The organism is Vibrio penaeicida, assembly GCF_019977755.1.
GTDB classification, from domain to species: Bacteria; Pseudomonadota; Gammaproteobacteria; order Enterobacterales; family Vibrionaceae; genus Vibrio; species Vibrio penaeicida.
This window is the reverse complement of sequence record NZ_AP025144.1, coordinates 2,362,086-2,380,637: the sequence shown is the minus strand read 5'-3', so window position 1 is coordinate 2,380,637 and position 18,552 is coordinate 2,362,086. Positions and strand designations below refer to the sequence as shown.

Annotated in this window: 18 protein-coding genes; 15 read left to right on the top strand and 3 right to left on the bottom strand. The window is 44.9% G+C overall.

Annotated elements, in window-relative coordinates; translation table 11 throughout:
* The first annotated feature begins 35 nt into the window (after nucleotides 1-35).
* Nucleotides 36-1,067, top strand: a complete 1,032-nt coding sequence (locus LDO37_RS10675; protein ID WP_126608472.1) for a LacI family DNA-binding transcriptional regulator — start codon at nucleotides 36-38, stop codon at nucleotides 1,065-1,067.
* 64 nt (nucleotides 1,068-1,131) lie between these two features.
* Here the strand turns inward: LDO37_RS10675 and LDO37_RS10670 are convergent, their stop codons facing one another.
* Nucleotides 1,132-2,895, bottom strand: coding sequence for a hypothetical protein (locus LDO37_RS10670; RefSeq protein WP_221768554.1), 1,764 nt, complete (start codon nucleotides 2,893-2,895; stop codon nucleotides 1,132-1,134).
* A gap of 285 nt (nucleotides 2,896-3,180) precedes the next feature.
* On the opposite strand from LDO37_RS10670, the gene LDO37_RS10665 reads away from it, so the two are divergent.
* Nucleotides 3,181-3,597 (top strand): GFA family protein, encoded by a 417-nt coding sequence (locus tag LDO37_RS10665; protein WP_221768553.1) that lies wholly within the window; start codon nucleotides 3,181-3,183, stop codon nucleotides 3,595-3,597.
* A gap of 31 nt (nucleotides 3,598-3,628) precedes the next feature.
* Here the strand turns inward: LDO37_RS10665 and LDO37_RS10660 are convergent, their stop codons facing one another.
* A complete protein-coding gene (locus LDO37_RS10660) occupies nucleotides 3,629-5,047 on the bottom strand; it encodes a mannitol dehydrogenase family protein (RefSeq protein ID WP_126608470.1) in 1,419 nt (472 codons plus the stop codon).
* 89 nt (nucleotides 5,048-5,136) lie between these two features.
* Between LDO37_RS10660 and uxuA the strand changes: the two genes are divergently transcribed.
* Nucleotides 5,137-6,327, top strand: a complete 1,191-nt coding sequence (uxuA, locus tag LDO37_RS10655) for a mannonate dehydratase (RefSeq protein WP_126608469.1) — start codon at nucleotides 5,137-5,139, stop codon at nucleotides 6,325-6,327.
* On the opposite strand, the gene LDO37_RS10650 is transcribed toward uxuA, so the two are convergent.
* On the bottom strand, nucleotides 6,324-7,547 hold the full coding sequence (locus tag LDO37_RS10650; protein ID WP_126608468.1) for an ROK family transcriptional regulator: 1,224 nt from the start codon (nucleotides 7,545-7,547) through the stop codon (nucleotides 6,324-6,326). The genes uxuA and LDO37_RS10650 overlap by 4 nt on opposite strands.
* A 257-nt stretch (nucleotides 7,548-7,804) precedes the next feature.
* Between LDO37_RS10650 and LDO37_RS10645 the strand changes: the two genes are divergently transcribed.
* The 12 genes from LDO37_RS10645 (at nucleotide 7,805) to LDO37_RS10590 (ending at nucleotide 18,483) form a co-directional block, all read left to right on the top strand.
* Nucleotides 7,805-8,560 (top strand): glucosamine-6-phosphate deaminase, encoded by a 756-nt coding sequence (locus LDO37_RS10645; RefSeq protein ID WP_126608467.1) that lies wholly within the window; start codon nucleotides 7,805-7,807, stop codon nucleotides 8,558-8,560.
* Nucleotides 8,553-9,752 (top strand): N-acetylglucosamine-6-phosphate deacetylase, encoded by a 1,200-nt coding sequence (locus LDO37_RS10640; protein WP_126608466.1) that lies wholly within the window; start codon nucleotides 8,553-8,555, stop codon nucleotides 9,750-9,752. Before LDO37_RS10645 ends, LDO37_RS10640 begins: the two co-directional genes overlap by 8 nt.
* A 115-nt stretch (nucleotides 9,753-9,867) precedes the next feature.
* Nucleotides 9,868-10,839, top strand: a complete 972-nt coding sequence (locus LDO37_RS10635; protein WP_221768552.1) for a TRAP transporter substrate-binding protein — start codon at nucleotides 9,868-9,870, stop codon at nucleotides 10,837-10,839.
* Nucleotides 10,840-10,934: 95 nt separating this feature from the next.
* Complete coding sequence (locus tag LDO37_RS10630; protein WP_126608465.1) at nucleotides 10,935-11,420, top strand: TRAP transporter small permease; 486 nt, start codon at nucleotides 10,935-10,937, stop codon at nucleotides 11,418-11,420.
* Nucleotides 11,417-12,706, top strand: coding sequence for a TRAP transporter large permease (locus LDO37_RS10625; protein ID WP_126608464.1), 1,290 nt, complete (start codon nucleotides 11,417-11,419; stop codon nucleotides 12,704-12,706). Before LDO37_RS10630 ends, LDO37_RS10625 begins: the two co-directional genes overlap by 4 nt.
* A gap of 362 nt (nucleotides 12,707-13,068) precedes the next feature.
* Nucleotides 13,069-13,932 (top strand): amidohydrolase family protein, encoded by an 864-nt coding sequence (locus LDO37_RS10620; RefSeq protein WP_126608769.1) that lies wholly within the window; start codon nucleotides 13,069-13,071, stop codon nucleotides 13,930-13,932.
* A gap of 10 nt (nucleotides 13,933-13,942) precedes the next feature.
* Complete coding sequence (locus tag LDO37_RS10615; RefSeq protein ID WP_101111329.1) at nucleotides 13,943-14,263, top strand: L-rhamnose mutarotase; 321 nt, start codon at nucleotides 13,943-13,945, stop codon at nucleotides 14,261-14,263.
* A 10-nt stretch (nucleotides 14,264-14,273) separates the two neighbouring features.
* Complete coding sequence (locus LDO37_RS10610; protein ID WP_126608768.1) at nucleotides 14,274-15,032, top strand: SDR family NAD(P)-dependent oxidoreductase; 759 nt, start codon at nucleotides 14,274-14,276, stop codon at nucleotides 15,030-15,032.
* 21 nt (nucleotides 15,033-15,053) lie between these two features.
* Complete coding sequence (locus tag LDO37_RS10605; RefSeq protein WP_126608767.1) at nucleotides 15,054-15,914, top strand: fumarylacetoacetate hydrolase family protein; 861 nt, start codon at nucleotides 15,054-15,056, stop codon at nucleotides 15,912-15,914.
* Between the two features lie 28 nt (nucleotides 15,915-15,942).
* Nucleotides 15,943-17,046, top strand: a complete 1,104-nt coding sequence (locus LDO37_RS10600) for a mandelate racemase/muconate lactonizing enzyme family protein (RefSeq protein WP_126608766.1) — start codon at nucleotides 15,943-15,945, stop codon at nucleotides 17,044-17,046.
* A gap of 158 nt (nucleotides 17,047-17,204) precedes the next feature.
* Nucleotides 17,205-17,981, top strand: a complete 777-nt coding sequence (locus tag LDO37_RS10595; protein ID WP_126608765.1) for an IclR family transcriptional regulator — start codon at nucleotides 17,205-17,207, stop codon at nucleotides 17,979-17,981.
* Between the two features lie 214 nt (nucleotides 17,982-18,195).
* Complete coding sequence (locus LDO37_RS10590) at nucleotides 18,196-18,483, top strand: PAAR domain-containing protein (RefSeq protein WP_101111334.1); 288 nt, start codon at nucleotides 18,196-18,198, stop codon at nucleotides 18,481-18,483.
* The last annotated feature ends 69 nt before the right edge of the window (nucleotides 18,484-18,552 follow it).

Genomic DNA, 18,552 nt, shown 5'->3' with positions numbered 1-18,552 from the left:
TCTTTCAAGTCAATATAAGGAAGTTAAAGGTTATTATGAACGCGAAAAAGCTGACATTAAAAGACGTATCACTCGCTCTTGGTGTATCGACCGCGACCATTTCTAATGCCTTTAACCGCCCCAACCAACTTTCAGAAAAGCTTCGGGTGCACATTTTATCTGAATGCGAAAAAATGGGATTTTATGGTCCCAATGCAGCGGCGCGTAGTTTAAAAATAGGGAAGTCCGGCATTATTGGTGTATCGCTCGCAGAGCGCCTTCAATACAACTTTAGCGATCCCATCGCAACGCAGTTCTTAACGGGCGTTTCCGAAGTGTTTGACGAAGAAAACATCAACATTCTCTTACTTCCTAGCCGAGTTGGGTTCGCTGAGAGTCGTTCTTTCGATGCGTATGCCGACGGCTTTATTGTCTATGGTCCACCAAAAGACGACGAAATGTTGGCAAGGCTGATTCGTCAGCACAAGCCTATGGTTTCAGTCGATGTGGATATTGATGGTGTTTGTCACATCAACACCGATGACGAGGGAGCGGCTTCTCTCATCTCGAATCACACGCTTGGGCAACCCTTTAAGCAAGTCTGCATTTTAGGGTTAAGGCTGACGGCTTCGCCTAAAGTTAAACCCATTCATACAGCAGATTTGCTGGACTTTAATATGTCGGTATCAAACCGACGCCTTCAAGGAATGCAGAATGTGATCAAAGCCAAGACAGGACATTTTCTGCAAGACAAACACATTTGGAACGTACCAGACAATGCCTTCGATGACGCTTATCAAGCCGCAAAGCAGGCGCTTAAAACAAGCAAGCCAGACGTTATTTTGTGCATGAGCGATGTGATTGCTTTAGGCACGATACAGGCGTGTCAGGATGCTGGGTTGTCAGTACCTAACGATGTGAGAGTGTCTGGGTTTGATGATATTCCGCAGGCTGAAACCGCGGGACTCACGACGATCCATCAGGCTCAAAGAGAGAAAGGACGGCTGGCAGCGTACATGATTTTAGGTAAGGAACCGTTAAAAAGCTGCGTAATAGACAGCGAGCTAAAAGTTCGAACCAGCGCTTGAATCAAATATCCCCGCACCGCTTATCGACGGATTGGGGATAAAAGAAGATTGAGTGTAAGAAAAACTACTCGCTCAGAATAAGCAGTTTCACACAAGAATTCTCTGAACTAAACCAAGGGAACTTTCCGGTAATGCAAAAGTTATGCATAAGGACATCTTCCGTGCTGGTGTATGTGTGAGTGGTCTGATCGCTTACCCATTCAATCTTATTAATAGAATTAGCGTTTTTAATGTGATGGAATTTAAGGAATGCGTCATTCTCATCGTATACCGAAGCACTGCCGTCAATAATCAGTTTTTCACTCTTGTTCAATCGTAATCTATGTACACCAGCATCGAAGACGTGGTCATTGACTTTAATTACAGCCTTCGGCGGTGTTGGCTCGTCTCCTCGTATCAGCGCGTACTGCTTATATTTTTTGTGCGACCCTTTCATTCCAACAATGACGAGTGAATCGCGACCGAAACTGGCGGATTGATTCTTCAAATAATGTCGGTTGTCGGTGACTAGCTCGACTTTCACGTTTTGGCTGTTTGAGAATGCACCTAAATTCAAATTGGGTGATTTGGTTGCAACTCGGATGGTTTGTTTTTCACCAAATGACACATCCGACACACGCCAATGGTAAATCCAATTTTGTGCTTCACCTTCTGTCTGAACGGATAATTGGTGACGTTCATTGATTGCGAGAGTTTGGTGCGTTTTCCAATCCTTTATTTCGGGCAGTGCAACGTTCTCGTTATCGATGATCTCAATGTTCCATTCTTTGTTACCATCGATATCACCACCATGCAGCTTCTTAGATAGGGTTATCTTCCCTGGAGATGTGGTTTTCATATGAAGAACGTTGTCTGTTGAATCCACACCCGCATAACGGAAGATACCGAGAAGGGTATCTCTGGTGTTGTTATGAATGGAGCCTTGCCAGTCAGAATTGGCTGAGAGAGAATTTGATCCAACGGTAAAACAATGACCTGCAGGGACTTTTGTGAATGTTTCACTGTCGCGGGCAGATTCTGGAATGGTGATCGTGCTGGTTTGCGCTGTGCATTCTGGTGTCGAGTTGGTGCCGTTAATAACTACATCAATAACACCGGACCAACGTTCGCTGTCGCTGCTAGCCTGTACATTCAAACGAACTTCTTCTCGTTCACTTGATGAAAGATACGCGTACTCATCCAATGTTTCGTAGGTTAACGTTGTGCGTTCAGTATTTACAGTGGCCAATCCACGATCAGAACTATTTAAAGTGACGACATCAAAAACGGCGTTCGTACCTGAAACCAAATCAGATGCACTCACATTCAATTGCGTGCCATTAGACATGAGTTTTGGATGAGATTTTGGTGTAGCGACGATCAAGTCAACATTGGCGCAAAAAGGATACGCTTTCACAATCGTGTTGGTTTCAGAAACGCACATTTCTATTTGATAAGTCCCTTCCTCTCTTAGCTGAAGTAATACCGTTCTTTTAGCGTCACTCGTGACTACTGAATTGTCTGGGTTGGTAATCGTCCACTGAGCGAACTGCGCTAAAGCCGTGGTTTGATTTGACAATTCGTAGCCATTAGGAGCGGGAATAAGAGGCAGCTCTTGGTGTATTTTCGTTGTTTGCTGATCCGAACGTGCTGAAACAAAATCGCCATTTGGCAGAGAGATGGTGGCAAACACTTTCCACTTGGCTGAGATACCCGACCCATTAGCAGGCTCTGTTGGTTGAGTGGGAGCGGGGGTTGGTGTCACTGGATTGGTGGTTGTTTCTGAATCCGATCCTCCGCCACAGGCAGTGAGACCTAATAAAACCGTAGTAACTAGCAACTTTTTCATTGTTCTTCCGAGTTAGGTTAACGGCTCAGCAATGACGTTTTTGGGGAAAGTTGAGCCTTATATGAAACTTGGAAGCAGCGTAATTTTGAGAATGTTAATTTCGCATTAAATTGGCATAAATAGTCACTAATGCAATCCTTTACACAGAATCAATATTTATAAAGTGTGAACTGTGTAAGAAAAGACCCTAAGCTTGTTGGTGATAATGTCATGCAGTATCGGATTAGTTTCGAGATCTGAAGATCAGGTTAAGTTAAGTGTCAGACAGTCATGGAGGAAAAGACAATGAAAACCTTTGAATCAACAGGGAGTTGTGTGTGTGGCGCGGTAAAATTTAGCGCTCGTACTATTAGCCCTAGCGTTGGTACTTGTCACTGCAGTATTTGTCGACGTTGGAGTGGCGGACCACTAATGTCGGTAGATTGCGGCTCAGATATTCACTTTACTGGTGAAGAGAATATTCAAGTATACGATTCCTCTGATTGGGCTGAGCGTGGATTTTGCAAGCAATGTGGCAGTCACTTGTTTTATCGTCTTAAACATAACCAACAACATATTGTTGGGGCAGGGCTAATCGACGATCAATCTCAGTTTGTATTTGACCATCAGGTGTTTACTGATGAAAAGCCACACTACTACCACTTTGGAAATAAAACCCACGATATGACAGGACCAGAGGTGTTTGCCAAGTATGGTGGTTAGCTTCACTCGAATTGCGTGAGCTTAGGATGATTTAGGACACGTTGAACCTTTTCAGCGTGTTCTTCGCACCATGTTGTACGATAGATTCATACGCATTCTTTATCCTTGCAACAGCGGTATCATTTTGGATTAATTGAGCGCCGAACACGTCCTCCACTTGAATAAATTGTTCGACCAGATTGTTAGGTTGGGTGCTTTTGTAAATAGTATCGAACTGTGCTGATTTTGGATCCTTAACTTCAAATCTTTCTCCATTGTCGTCGACTCCACCTACGTATCGTATCCAAGCTGCGATCGCCAAATAGTAATCGTCACAGTCTTGATCCGCTTGAAGGCGAAGCTCCATAGGTCTAAGGATTCTTTGCGGCAATTTCTGGCTGCCATCCATCGCGATTTGCCAGGTTTTATGTTTCAGTTGAGTATTGCGAAAACGCTCGATAAGCGACTCTTTATACACGTCCAATTCATGTTGGGGCATTTGCAACGTTTGCGCTTGCGATGTCATGAGCCGTCGAACCGCTATCTCGAAGTCTTTGTCTTGAATCGTCTCCGCTACCGTTTTGTAACCTGCTAAGTAACCCAAATAGGCAATGAAAGAATGCGCCCCATTGAGCATTCTCAATTTCATGTCTTCGTAGGGCGTGACATCCTCAACAAATTGAGCCCCCGCTATTTCCCAGGTTGGTCTGCCATAACGGAAGTTATCTTCAATTACCCATTGGCTAAAAGGTTCGGTGATGATGCCGCAAGAGTCGTGTTCTCCCACGATACGATCGATTTCTTGTTGGGTTTCGTTGGTGACGGCTGGCGTAATTCGATCAACCATCGAGGATGGAAAAGTGACTTCTCGGTCTATCCAAAGTGCGAACTCAGGGGAAATCAACTCAGCAAATTGCGTCACCGCGTTTTGAACGGCTTCTCCATTATTTGGGATATTGTCGCAAGAAAGCACCGTTACCCCTCCTAAATTTCGTTCAAATCGCCTTGTCAAAGATTCCACAATGTAACCAATTGCTGAACGTGGCGCGCTGGGTTTGGCTAAGTCATGCAGAATGAGAGGGTCGCTTGTGTCTAATTGCCTAGAATGAGGTTCTATGCAATACCCTTTTTCGGTGATGGTGAGTGAGATGATGTGGGTATCGATTGATGCCATCGTATCCAAGATCACGTCTTTGCCGTGAATCATAGGATGCAGAGCGTTACTAATGGATTGAATTTTGGTGATATTCGCACCGCCGTCCCCCTTAGCAATGACAGAGTATTGATAATTTTGCTCCGTTAAAGCCGATATCATTGGCTGTCCGCTAAATAGGCTCACCACACACGTCCCCCAGGGATCTTTAGCATCCATTGCCTCGTGAGAATAAACCGCTTGGTGTGCACGATAGAACGCCCCAAACCCTAAATGGACAATCTTTGTCGGTATGCTTTTGACGATTTCAGAGCTCATATTTTCACCAGTGGTATTTACAAAATAATTAATAACAGGTTATGTTATTAATTATTTTCAATCAAGCGATCATTCAAATGGAGTGAGTTATGGAACAGACTTGGCGCTGGTACGGACCGGAAGATCCCGTGTCCTTGCAAGACATTAGGCAAGCAGGTGCGACAGGGATCGTCACTGCATTGCACCATATCCCTAATGGAGAGGTATGGAGTGTTGAAGAGATCAAGATAAGAAAAAACCAAATAGAAAGCGCAGGGCTAACGTGGTCGGTTGTAGAAAGTGTGCCCGTGCATGAAGACATAAAACTCCGAACAGGTGAATGGAAAACATGGGTTGAGAATTATAAGAAAACCTTAGAAAACCTTGCGATATGTGGCGTTGATACCGTGTGCTACAACTTTATGCCAGTTCTGGATTGGACACGGACAGACTTGGAATATGAGTTGCCTGATGGCTCAAAGGCGTTGCGGTTTGACCACACACTGTTTTCTGTATTTGAGCTGCACATTCTGAAACGAGAAGGAGCGGAGCAGCAGTACAGTGAAGCTGAACAAGCAGCTGCTCGTGACGTATTTTCTCAAATGCACCAAGACGATATTGATAAGCTAACGGCAAACATTATAGCTGGGCTTCCGGGGGCTGAAGAAGGGTACAGCTTGGATGAATTTCGCGCTCATCTTACTCGTTACGATTTAGTTGATAAGGAAAGACTTCGTTCTAATCTAAGACTGTTTTTAAACGACTTAATGCCAATTTGTGAACGGCAAAATATTAAAATGGCGATTCACCCTGACGATCCACCCAGACCCATTTTGGGGCTCCCTAGAATTGTTTCAACCATTGAAGATATGGCGTGGTTGGTGGAATCGGTTCCTAGTGAAAACAATGGTTTTACGTTCTGTACTGGTTCCTACGGGGTTCGAGAAGACAATGACTTGGTGAGTATGATTAACGCTTTTCACAACCGAATATTTTTCACTCACTTACGTTCGACTCAAAGAGAAGAAAACCCGCATAGCTTTCACGAAGCAGCGCATTTAGAGGGGGACGTGGATATGTATTCGGTAGTATTGGCACTTTTGAAAGAAGAGTCGAGAAGGCAAGATAGTGGCGATAACCGCTCCATTCCGATGCGCCCAGATCACGGGCACCAGATGATAGACGATTTGAACAAATCGACTAACCCTGGCTACTCGTGCATTGGTCGCTTAAAAGGGCTCGCTGAATTCCGTGGGCTAGAGCTCGGCATCAAGCGGATGTTAGAGACAAGCAACGTCTAACGACTTTTTAATCGCGTGAGTATTTCAGTTTGAAATAGCGGCGAAAGCGCGCCAAATAGTTCATCTGCTTTGGCGCGCTGACCGACATGCAGCGAAACTTCCCTTGATACAAATTTGGGTAGCTTTTCGGCAAAACGTTGCTCTAAACGTTTGAATATTTCTGGGCTTTGCGCAAAAGGACCAGTAATCACGATCTGTTGAGGAAACAGAACCAAAAACGCATTCATTAGTGTGGCGCTCATGAGCTCTATTGCTTGGTTTATCACGGGTAAATCAGTGATCTCTTTATCATTGAACATCTCCTCGAACCCTGCTTCGTTGGCTGGAACATTTTGAACGTGTGCTTTCAGCTCCCCTTCAATTGCGCGAAGAGACGCAACCGATTCCACCGTGACCAGTTTTTCCCCCATGAAAATGGACGTTTGCCCCAGTTCGCCAAAACCACCTATGGGGGTATGAAGTACTTGTCCACGCAACGCATAAGATGTTCCGATCCCGTAACCCCAGTGAATATTCAGCACCGAATCTTTCTTGTTTTCTGGGTGGCGAAGTAAACGAGCGCGTAATTCGTTGTTGAGGTTTTTGGCTATTTTAACGGGCAGCTTAGTGTTGTTGGAAAGAGGCTCGAACGAAAGGTTGGTTACTTCAGGCCAACGATTGGCGTAGACCCAACTCACTTTATCTTCATCCACTAAGCCGGGTAACGAGCAGGTGATGCCTACGATATTGGACTCTGGAGACGACTGAATTAAAGTATTTGCCAGTGTTTCAAACTGATTCAGTATTTGTTGGTTTGAAAGCTCGTGGTCGTTGAGCGTTTTTGAAGACGAGCTAACGACTTCGCCCTTCAAGTTAATGAGATGTGCATAAATGGTCAAAGAATCGATGGTGATAACAATACCCGACAACGCGTTGGGCTGAACGCGCAAGAACACTTCAGGTCGTCCTGGCTTGGATGGATTAATGGTTCGATCTTCGATAACCAAGCCAAGCTCAATGAGTTCTCCAACCAGTTCAGTCACCGTCGCGGGGCGCAATTTGTATTCTTGGCTTAAGCTTTTTCTAGTGGATGCTGGCTGGCTAAAAATGGCACGTAATAGCTGGTTTTTCCGTTTGTCAGAAAGTTGGCTCAATTGTGAATCGAGCTGTTCCAATGATGTCGCGAGACGTTCACCAAAAGAGAGGTTAGTCGACGTTTTTGAGGTTGATGCAGACGGCATAAATGGTGATTTCCTTCAAATTTTTGCCATTCAATTAAGAGGTTGGCAACGACGCTAATCTGGCTAGGAGCATGTCTTTTATTCAATAAAAAACAAATAGTTGAAAGTAACGTCTATCCGCTTTGTCTAAAAGCTCAATTATATAATTACACATTGTGTAAAAAATAGTTATTTACAGCAAGTGTAATTAATGACAGATTTGTGTTTAAGAATGAACATGTGGTTCGCACATAACCAGATTTGTGGAGTAAGAAACAATGGAAATATCTAGATGGTTAGACGAAGCATCTATGGGGGCAGCCGCTGCCCAACACGGAGCGCAGCTCGTTCAACAAGCTATTGAAAAGAAAGGGCATGCTAACGTGATTTTGGCTACGGGCACCAGCCAGTTTTCAATGCTTTCTAATTTGATCGTTGACGCAGGAATTGATTGGTCAAAGGTATCCATTTTCCATCTCGACGAATATGTGGGCTTGAGTGATGAACACCCGGCTAGCTTTAGGCGTTATCTGAGAGAGCGAGTTGCCGACAATCTGCTAGGCCTTCATTCCATCACCTATGTCAATGGAGACGCGTCTCCCCTTCATGAAGAATTGACAAAGCTCAACGAAAAAATGGCTGCAGTAAGTATTGACGTTGCGTTTGTTGGGATTGGTGAAAACGGTCATTTAGCGTTTAATGATCCACCCGCTGACTTTGAGGTGACCACGCCGTACATCCAAGTTGAATTAGATGAAGCATGTCGAGAACAGCAGTTAGGCGAAGGATGGTTTGCTTCATTAGAAGAAGTTCCTACCTACGCGATATCTATGTCTATTCAGCAGATTCTAAAAAGTGAACACATTGTTTGTACCGTGCCATCGAAGAGGAAAGCGCAAGCTGTTCGAAACTGCTTAGAAGGTGAACTATCCGTTCTTCATCCGGCGTCTGCGTTGCAAAAGCACTCGTCGACATCCGTATTTTTGGACAATGATGCGGCAAGCTTACTGAACCTAAGAGGTCGAGATGAGTAGCGCTAGTTTGAAAAGCCTGCTGGTGTATTCAGGTGATGATCGGCCTTTGATGCGATACGACATCAATGAATTAGGCATCATCTCTCGGATCACAAACGAAGTGCCGGCATTTTGTCTTGATGTGAATAATCAGGATTCCGTTGTTACTCCGGGGCTGGTGGATATTCAAATCAACGGGTTCAATGGGCTTGATTTTAATTCTTATGGTGTAACAGCCGAGAAGTTGGATAGCGCTTTGTCGGCAATGCTGAAATGTGGTGTGACCCGCTGCTTACCAACATTAATTTCGGCCGAAGAAAACAAACTCTATCGCCTTCTTCAGGAGTTAGACGACGCCGTAAAGCAAAGTACTTTGGGCAAAGAAATGGTCATGGGCTATCACATTGAAGGGCCATTTTTGTCTCCAAAAGAGGGTTTTGTTGGAGCCCATCCGAAAAAAGCGATGATTCCGGGGTCTGTTGCCATTGTTAAAAAAATGCAGTCGTTGTCTTCGAAGCCAATCAAGCTCATGACGGTTGCGCCTGAAATTGACGGCGTGATTGATTTGATTTCATTTCTCAAATCGGAAGGGATTACCGTAGCGTTAGGGCATACCAATGCAAGCTCAGAAAAAATAAGTGAAGCAGTAAACGCAGGCGCGATTCTTTCAACGCATTTAGGAAACGGTTTGGCGCATCAACTGCATAAGGTGGATAACCCACTGATGGCGCAATTGGCTCACGATGGTCTCTATGCCAGTTTCATTGCCGATGGGCTTCATGTGAAACCCGAAATGCTTAAGACGTGGTTACGCGCAAAAACGTTACCACGTGCTGTTTTAACAACGGATGCGACAGCAGCAGGGGGATTATCGCAGCATCCGGGGCGTTACTGGTTGGGAGAAGCTGAGATTGAGCTTTGTTCCGATGGAGTGGTTCGCATTCCTGGTTCACCTTACTTTGCGGGTTCATCAGCACGAATGGACAAAATGCTACGTGACACAATGAAGTGGTGTGGTCTTACGATGTCTGAACTGCTCCAAATCACACGGCACAACCCGCTCCAATTGCTATCACATCCAAACACATTGCCTAGAGTAGGGGATAGAGCAGAGTTTCTTGAATGGTCTTTAACCCCTGATGGTCCATTTTTAATGGCTGCGTATTTAGGTAAACACTCGATCAGTCACACGATAAAAGAGAGCCACAAGTAGGCAATCAAGCAACACCGTGAAATGAATAAAGGAACAGGCGGCATGGCGAAAGCGTATCCGCTAAATAACCCAATATTTGGCTTAGGAATAGCCGAGTAAACAAGGAGTATAGGACATGAAATGGACACTAACGAAAGGTTTAATTAGTTGCTCAATTGCAGCAATACTGGTGCCGAGTTTATCGATGGCAACAACGTTACGCTTGGCAGAAAACCAGCCAGAATCCAACCCCGTTACCGTGGCGATGCATAAATTTGCCGAGCTTGCATCGACATACTCGAATGGTGAAATAAAAGTAAAAGTGTTCTCGGGTGCTCAGTTAGGGCAAGAGGCGGAAACCATTGAGCAAACTCAAGCTGGGATTATCGACTTAACTCGCGTGAACAGCGTTACTCTGGCGAATGTGTCGCCAAGTATCGGCGTGTTTACGCTTCCTTATATCTTTAAAAATGTGAAACACAAATACCGTGTTTTAGATAGCGAAGTAGGAGATGAAGTTCGTGCCGATATGGCGAAATACGGCTTAATCGGTTTCGAATACATGGAAGCGGGAACCCGCAGCTTTTATACCACGAAAGACAACCCTGTAAACTCTATCGAAGACATGAAAGGGTTAAAGATCCGAGTTCAGAAATCACCTATTTCAATCAGCATGGTCAATTTAGTTGGAGGTGTTGCGACCCCTATGAACTACGGTGAAGTGTTTTCTAGCTTACAAACAGGTGTGATCGATGGTGCTGAGAACGACTACGTTAGTTATCTCACGTCTGGTCACTACGAAGTTGCGCCAAACTACGTAGAAGATGGTCACTTGAGCCCACCCGCTATACTGATCATGAACAAAGCGAAATATGACTCACTTCCTCAAAATCAGCGTGAAGCTATCTCTAGAGCAGCGAAAGAAGCGGCGATTTTTGAGCGAGACCTAATGATTCGCGCCAATATTGATGCAAAAAAGAAAGTGGTTGCAGCGGGTGTGAAAGTCACGGTTATCGACAATACACCTTTCCAAGAAGCGGTTCAGCCAGTGTATGAAGAATTTCCGAAACTGTTACCTCTTGTTAGCAAAATTAAGGCAGTGAATTAGTGCGGAGTGCTTGCCTTAAACCGTAGGGTTACGTTGAAACATAGAGGTGTGATTGAACGTAGGGATAGGGCAAGCACAAAGCTCACGGAGCCAAAATGATGAGTCTGCTAATAACGAAACTGAATCAAATTGTTGCATGGGTAGCTAACCGACTGCTTGAATTGATTGTCGTGATAACTGTCATGCAGGTAGTTTTACGATATGTGTTTAATAAACCAACCAGTTGGTCTGAAGAAGTCGCTATGTTGTTTTTGGTGTGGTACGGAATGTTGTCTATTGCTGTGGGGGTGAAAACACATTCTCATGTTGCCATCACTTATTTGCGAGACAAAGCGCCAATGCCAATTGGTAAGTCACTCGATTACTTTGCCTATCTCTGTATTGCTGGCTTTTCTTTCATTCTACTTATGAACGCTCAAACGCTGGTTAACATTGCCGGAGCACAGATACTTCCTGCTTCTGGTTTGCCAAAGCAGCTACTTTATTATTCAGCCGTTGTCGGGGCTATTCTGACTCTTATTAATGCGATCACCAACATTGTGACGGGAGACGTAAGGGAAAAAGAAGAGGGATCTTTATGAGTGCGGATCAAGTAGGGATTGCAGTACTACTAGGTAGTTTCTTAACCTTGATGTTACTAAGAGTGCCTATTGCTTTTGCGCTAGGTATATCTTCAGTACTCACTGCTTGGCAGTTAGACCTTCCACTGTTGCTTGTGGCGCAGCGAATGGTCAATGGCATGTTCAGCTTTACGTTTCTTGCCGTACCGTTTTTTATTCTTGTCGGCAGCATAATGACGGAAGGTGGGATTTCTGACCGATTGGTGCGTTTTTCAGAAGTGCTAGTAGGTCGATTTAGAGGCGGGATGGCGCAGGGTAATGTGGTCGCCAGTACCTTCTTTGGCGGTATTTCGGGTTCTTCAGTGGCAGACGTGGCGTCGATTGGATCGTTTTTGATTCCAGCCATGAAGCGCAGTGGCTACCCAGCGGAATACTCGGTCGCGGTTACGGTTACATCTTCTGTACAGGGGGTATTGATTCCTCCAAGCCAGAATATGATTTACTACGCGTTGGCAGCTGGCGGGCTGCCGATTAGCCAGTTGTTTGTCGCGGGCTATGTGCCAGGCATATTGCTGAGTGTTTCTTTGATGATTCTGTGCGGATTTTTGGCGATTCGACATGGTCATCCGCAAGGAAAAAAGTATTCGCTTAAAGAAGGGTTGGCGATTACAAGTGAAGCTTCAATTGGGTTGTTTACCATCGTTATTATTATCGGTGGGATTGTGTTAGGCATCTTTACGGCGACAGAGTCTGCGGCGGTTGCGGTGGCGTATGCGTTGTTAGTCACAATATTGATTTACAAAAGCGTCAATCGTACCCAAATGAAGAAAATCATGAGCGACACCATGAAAACGCTGTCAATGGTGATCGCAATTATCATGACCTCTTCTGCATTTGGTTATTTATTGTCGTTCCTCAGCGTACCAAGTTTGTTGGCTGATTTCATTTTGGGATTGTCAGACAACCCTTATGTGGTGCTGTTAGCCATTAACATATTGCTACTGGTTTTGGGGATGCTGATGGATATGGGGGTTTTGATTCTTATCCTGACGCCAATTCTTTTACCCATAGCCAAAACCATAGGTGTCGACCCGATTCATTTTGGCATCATCATGCTGCTCAATTTAGGTATTGGCGTGTGTACTCCACCGGTTGGCACTTCGCTGATGGTCGGGTGTGGAATAGGTAAGGTTAAAATAGAAACTACGGCTCGGCATATGCTGCCTTTCTATTTGGCAATGGTTGTCGTGCTTATGCTGGTGACTTATATGCCTGCGATTACTTTGTGGTTGCCTTCTTTGCTCTAACTCAACAGACCATAACTAAACAGACAATAGCCCAACAGACCGAAGCTATACCTTACTAACGCATACGAAATTAAAATAGCGTCTCTTTTGCCCCTTTCTTTGGATCGACAAAGTGAGGGGTTTTTTCGTGTCACTTCTTTTTTACCCATTTAATTAGCCTCATTCGTTGATTCAATTACCCCATCAGTTCTTTAAGTCATTTCAATAATCCACTGTTGCAAAGAAGATCTTGAACAAGCGCTTCGTGATCAACTTCACGCTAGCTGCTAAATTGATCAAATAATAGCCATAAATCGATTTACATATCGTATTTAAAATGTAATTTTATATTTAAAATATCGAACAGGAAAAGGAGATCAGAAATGATCATAGACAGTCACTTGCATCTATGGGATTTGGATGAGTTCGATTTGCCATGGGTCACAGGATTTGAAGCGCTCAATAAAACGTTCAGTTTGGACATGTACCAATCTGATTTTAAATCCGTCGATCGCGCTATCTACGTGGAAGTGGATGTCGTTGAGAGTCAAAAAGGTAAGGAAATTGACGCTATAGGGCTGCTGTGTCGAAACCCTCAATTTCCGCTTGTCGCTATGGTTGCATCTCTTGATGTCACACGAAGCGACGTTGTTCCTTATCTACAACGCATCCACAGCGATGCAAAACATGTCGTTGGATTCAGACAAGTGCTTCACACAGAGGAGCGACCAAAAGGATACTGCTTGCAATCGCCTTTTATTCATGGTGTTCAAGCGATAGGTAATGCAGGGTTTTCTTTCGATATTTGTATTCGCCCTCAAGAGCTAGAGGATGCCGCAGCACTCATCAAGCATTGCCCAGATACGCATTTCGTTATCGACCATGGCGGTATTCCTGCCATTGCCTCCTATTTGGAAGATGAAAAAGCCTATGGGAAATGGAAACGAGATATTGCCTCAATAGCGGCGATGCCAAATTCCGTTTGTAAGGTATCTGGTCTTGTTACCCAAGCTGGGGATCTTTCAAAAACAGACGGCTTGCTAAGCGATGTGCTTGCTTACCTAAAAAAGGCATTTGGTGCAGAAAGGCTGTTGTTTGGCTCAGACTGGCCGGTGGTGGCTTTAGTGGAGTCAGCGCAGGATTGGCATCAACGCTTAAACGCAATGGTTTCAAATTGGACAGAAGAAGAGCGCCAGTACCTTTTCCATAAGACGGCGCAACGTTCTTATTTGTCGCGGCTACGTTAGGAGAATGTTCATGCAGAAGTTTGGTCAAGTTATCCGATTAAAGCCCGAACATTACGACGAATACGTTAAAGCACACGCTGAAGTTTGGCCGGAAGTACTGGCTCAAATCAAAGCATCACACATCCAAAATTACTCCATTTTTCATCACGACGGTTTGCTGTTTGCCTACTTTGAATACGTTGGCCATGACTTCGAAGGAGATATGGCTGCGATGGCCGCAGATCCCATTACTCAAAAATGGTGGGCGTGGATGAAACCCATGCAGCAGCCATTACCTGAAGCAGGTGAAGCGTGGTGGCAAAACATGGAACAAGTCTTTGAACTCAATTAAGGAGATACCCATGCTACAGGGAAAAGTAGCCCTTATTACCGGATCAGCGTCTGGGATTGGGTTAGCGATTGCCAAAGGTTTTCATCAGGCGGGCGCACATATCGTTTTAGTAGATATTAATCCAGAGCACCTTGAGAGTGCAGCGGAAGGTTTTGGTTCTGATCGGATCACGGCGTTAACGTGTGACGTGTCTTCGGAGCCCGACGTGAAGCGCCTAGTGGCAGAATTAGAACAGCAAATTGGTCGATTGGATATTCTTGTTAACAATGCTGGCATTGCGCACATTGGTAACGTTGAAAATACCGAACTGGATGAGCTTCAACGCGTATTTTCAGTGAATGTGAACGGCTTATTTTTATTCACCAAGTACTTGATGCCAATGCTTCAATCGGCAAAAGGATCCATTCTCAATCTTTCTTCTATCGCTGCGAAATTAGGGATAGCTGATCGGTTTGCGTACTCCGCCTCTAAAGGTGCGGTATCCGCCATGACGCTCAGTATTGCAAGAGATTACGTTGATAAAGGGGTGCGTTGTAATTGCATTTGCCCGGCTCGAGTTCATACGCCATTCGTCGATGGGTATTTAGATAAACACTACCCCGACAATAAAAACGAAATGTTCAAAGTACTCAGCGAATATCAACCCATTGGACGAATGGGGACACCAGAAGAAATTGCTGATATTGCGGTATTTCTTTGCAGCGATAAAGCCAAATTTATTACAGGCGTAAGCTACGACATAGACGGTGGTGTGGTTCAACTCCGCTAAACATTTTTTAAGGACAATAAAATGAAACTGATTCGAGTGGGCGAACTGGGGCAAGAGAAACCCGGCGTCGAACTAACCAATGGAAAACGCATCAATGTCAGCGCTTTTGGTGAAGATTATACGGAAGATTTTTTTGAAAATGATGGTGTAGAACGGTTAGCGAAATGGCTAGACGAGCACCAAGGAAATTGCCCAGAGTTTGATGAAAAAGAACGTTACGGTGCCCCGATTTGCCGCCCATCCAAAATTATATGCGTTGGTTTGAATTACAAGAAACACGCCGAGGAATCGGGCATGCCACTTCCGAGCCAACCCGTGTTGTTTATGAAAGCGACGAGCTCACTGTGTGGGCCAAACGATCCTGTCATTATTCCAAAAAACAGCGTGAAAACTGACTGGGAAGTGGAACTCGCTATTGTTATTGGCAAACGCGCCAGTTACGTCTCGGAAGACGAGGCATTGGATTATGTAGCTGGGTATGCGCTACACAACGATTACTCGGAACGTGAATTCCAGCTTGAACAAGAAGGGCAATGGGTAAAAGGCAAAAGCTGCGACACCTTTGCGCCGCTTGGGCCTTATTTGGTTACCACTGACGAGTGCACGGATCCGCAAAGCCTCCGGTTATGGTTATCTTTGAACGGTGAAATGCTGCAAGACAGCAACACCAGTGACATGGTGTTTTCAATCGCTAACCAGGTCAGTTACATCAGCCAATACATGACTTTATTGCCAGGTGATGTCATATCGACAGGTACGCCATTTGGTGTTGGGCTAGGGTTCAACCCACCTAGATATTTGAAAGAGAACGATGTCGTAGAACTTGGTATCGATGGGCTGGGTGTTTCTAGTCAAGTCGCCGTCGCGTACGAAAATGCCTGAATGGAATCAGGGTTAAGGAATCAAAGCCATGACACGGATAGTGAAAGCAGAGCTTTTTTGGGTCGATCTGACTCCAGAAGTAAAACGAACTGACGCCATTCAGGCGTTTGTTTGTCAAGAAACACCCATTGTTAAAATTACTGATAGTGACGGTGTAACGGGTGTGGGGTACACCTACACCATTGGTACAGGAGGTTCTTCTGTCGTCGCGCTTCTAAACGATCACCTCTTGCCTCAGCTAATTGGGAAAGATCCTGACTGTATTGAAGAGATTTGGCGCTCTTTGTATTTTCATTCACACGCCACATCGGTAGGTGCAATTACGTCACTAGCACTTGCGGCGATTGATACTGCGTTGTGGGACAGAAAATCGATCAAAGCCCAGCTTCCATTGTGGAAAATGGCGGGAGGAGCGAAAAATGAAATTCCGCTTTATACCACCGAAGGCGGTTGGTTACACCTTACGGCAGAACAACTAGCGGAAGATGCGATTGCGGTTAAACAGCAAGGGTTCGGTGGCTCCAAAGTAAAAGTCGGTTCACCGAGTTTAGCGGAAGATATTCGCAGGTTGGAATACGTAAGAGAGCAGGTGGGCGACGACTATCACATCATGGTTGATGCCAACCAAAGCTTCAGCCGTGATGAAGCAATAAAGCGAGGCAGAGCATTCGCAGAGCTTGGAATCAGTTGGCTAGAAGAGCCGATGCCAGCGGAAGACATCTCGGGTCATCAGCAATTGTGTGCGACTGCAGGGTTGCCTATTGCGGTCGGTGAGTCCATGTACGGCACGCGCGGATTTCGAGAATATTTAGAGCGGGGCGCTTGTCATATTGTTCAAGTCGATGTGGCAAGAATAGGGGGGATTACCCCTTGGCTAAAAGTCGCGCATTTGGCTGAAACGTATAATGTATCCGTTTGCCCACATTTCTTGATGGAGTTGCATGTATCGTTATGTTGTGCAGTGCCTAATAGCCGCTGGTTAGAATATATCCCACAGTTAGGTTCTGTTACATCGAACACACTTTCAATAAATAATGGCAAAGCTATTGCTCCTTCGGAGTCTGGCTTAGGTATAAACTGGGATTGGGACAAAATACGGCAAACAACCAAAGTGGAAAATGCGATCACATAGTATGAATGATGTGATGTCTCGCAGATGAAACTTGGTAAAGTATTCAGTAGTATTGGTTCCAATAAGCGACAGTCTTATACCCAAGCATCCTAAGGTTACTTGGGTATAGCGCCACAAAGGCAGCTTGGAAGCAAGTTATTCACCAGTAAGGAAAACCATTGGATACGAAAGAAGAAAAAAAGTATCAAGCGCCAGCTCTGGAAAAGGGCTTAGACATCATAGAAGTACTTTCAAGCCATGCTTCTGGGCTTTCTCAGGTTGAAATAGCCAGAGAATTAGGCAGAAGTGTCGGAGAGATTTTTAGAATGCTGGTGGTGCTGTGCGATAGAGGTTATCTGTCGCTAGATCCTCACACCGACAGGTATGCGCTTACCACGAAGTTGTTCGAAGTCTCGCATCGTTATCCAAAGATAAAACGCCTCACATCCCTTGCGGTTCCGGTTATGAATACATTGGCTGAAAAGCTTCAGCAATCGGTTCATTTGGCCATCGTTTCTGAAGGGAAATTGTTGGTTATTGGGCAAGTTGACTCTCCGGGATACCACTTGATGAGTGTCCGGTTAGGTGCCAAATTGGATGTGTGGAAAGCGTCTTCTGGTCGCGTTATTTTAGCGCACTCGCCAGACAGTGAATTAGAGCAGTTTATCCTTGCCCACCCTCCCGGTAGTGAAGAAGACATTAGCGAAATAAAAGCGGAGCTAGCGAAAGTTCGTAAAAAAGGATACGAAGAGCGCAAAAGCTATGTCATTAAAGGTGTCGTCAACATTTCAGTACCTTTAACGGATTATTCTGGGCAGGCAATCGCCTGTTTGACCATTCCTTTAATAGAAAGCGTGGAAGGCGATAACCGTGCCATCAGGAAAGAATGCCGCGAAGCCATGCTGGAAGCCGCTGAATATTTAAATGAACAGATGGGCGGTAATCTGCATCAGTAGCCAATCAACGTCATCAAGCTTCGGTTCCCATAGGTTTGGGTTCTGAAGCAAACTAAAAGTTTTTTTGTATGCATTTGTTTATTTCATCGACACTAAGTGATGAAACTACAATTTTACCGAACGAGTGTTCTCACCAATAACTTCTCACATTGATATCAACCATCGACTGTTCTAGCTTGTTCACATAATTTTATATTAATGTGAGGAGTTGGAGATGGGAAAACCTGCTGCCACCGTTACATCAATGCATGTCTGCCCTAAGGTTACAGCCAAAGTCCCTCACGTCGGTGGTCCAGTGGTTAGTGGCTCAGGCAATGTATTTATTGGGGGCTTACCTGCTGGTAGAAAAGGAGATAAGTTGGTCTGCATAGGTCCACCAGACACTATCAACGAAGGTTCTGGCTCTGTCTCCATTAATGGTAAACCTGCCGCAAGAATGGGTGATGGTACCGCTCACGGTGGTAAAATCGTTGCCGGAAATCCGACAGTATTGATTGGTTGACGTCGTCAATGGGTAAAATAACATCGAGCGTAACTTAGAGTCATGCTCATCAAATGTGAAAGAGAGGTG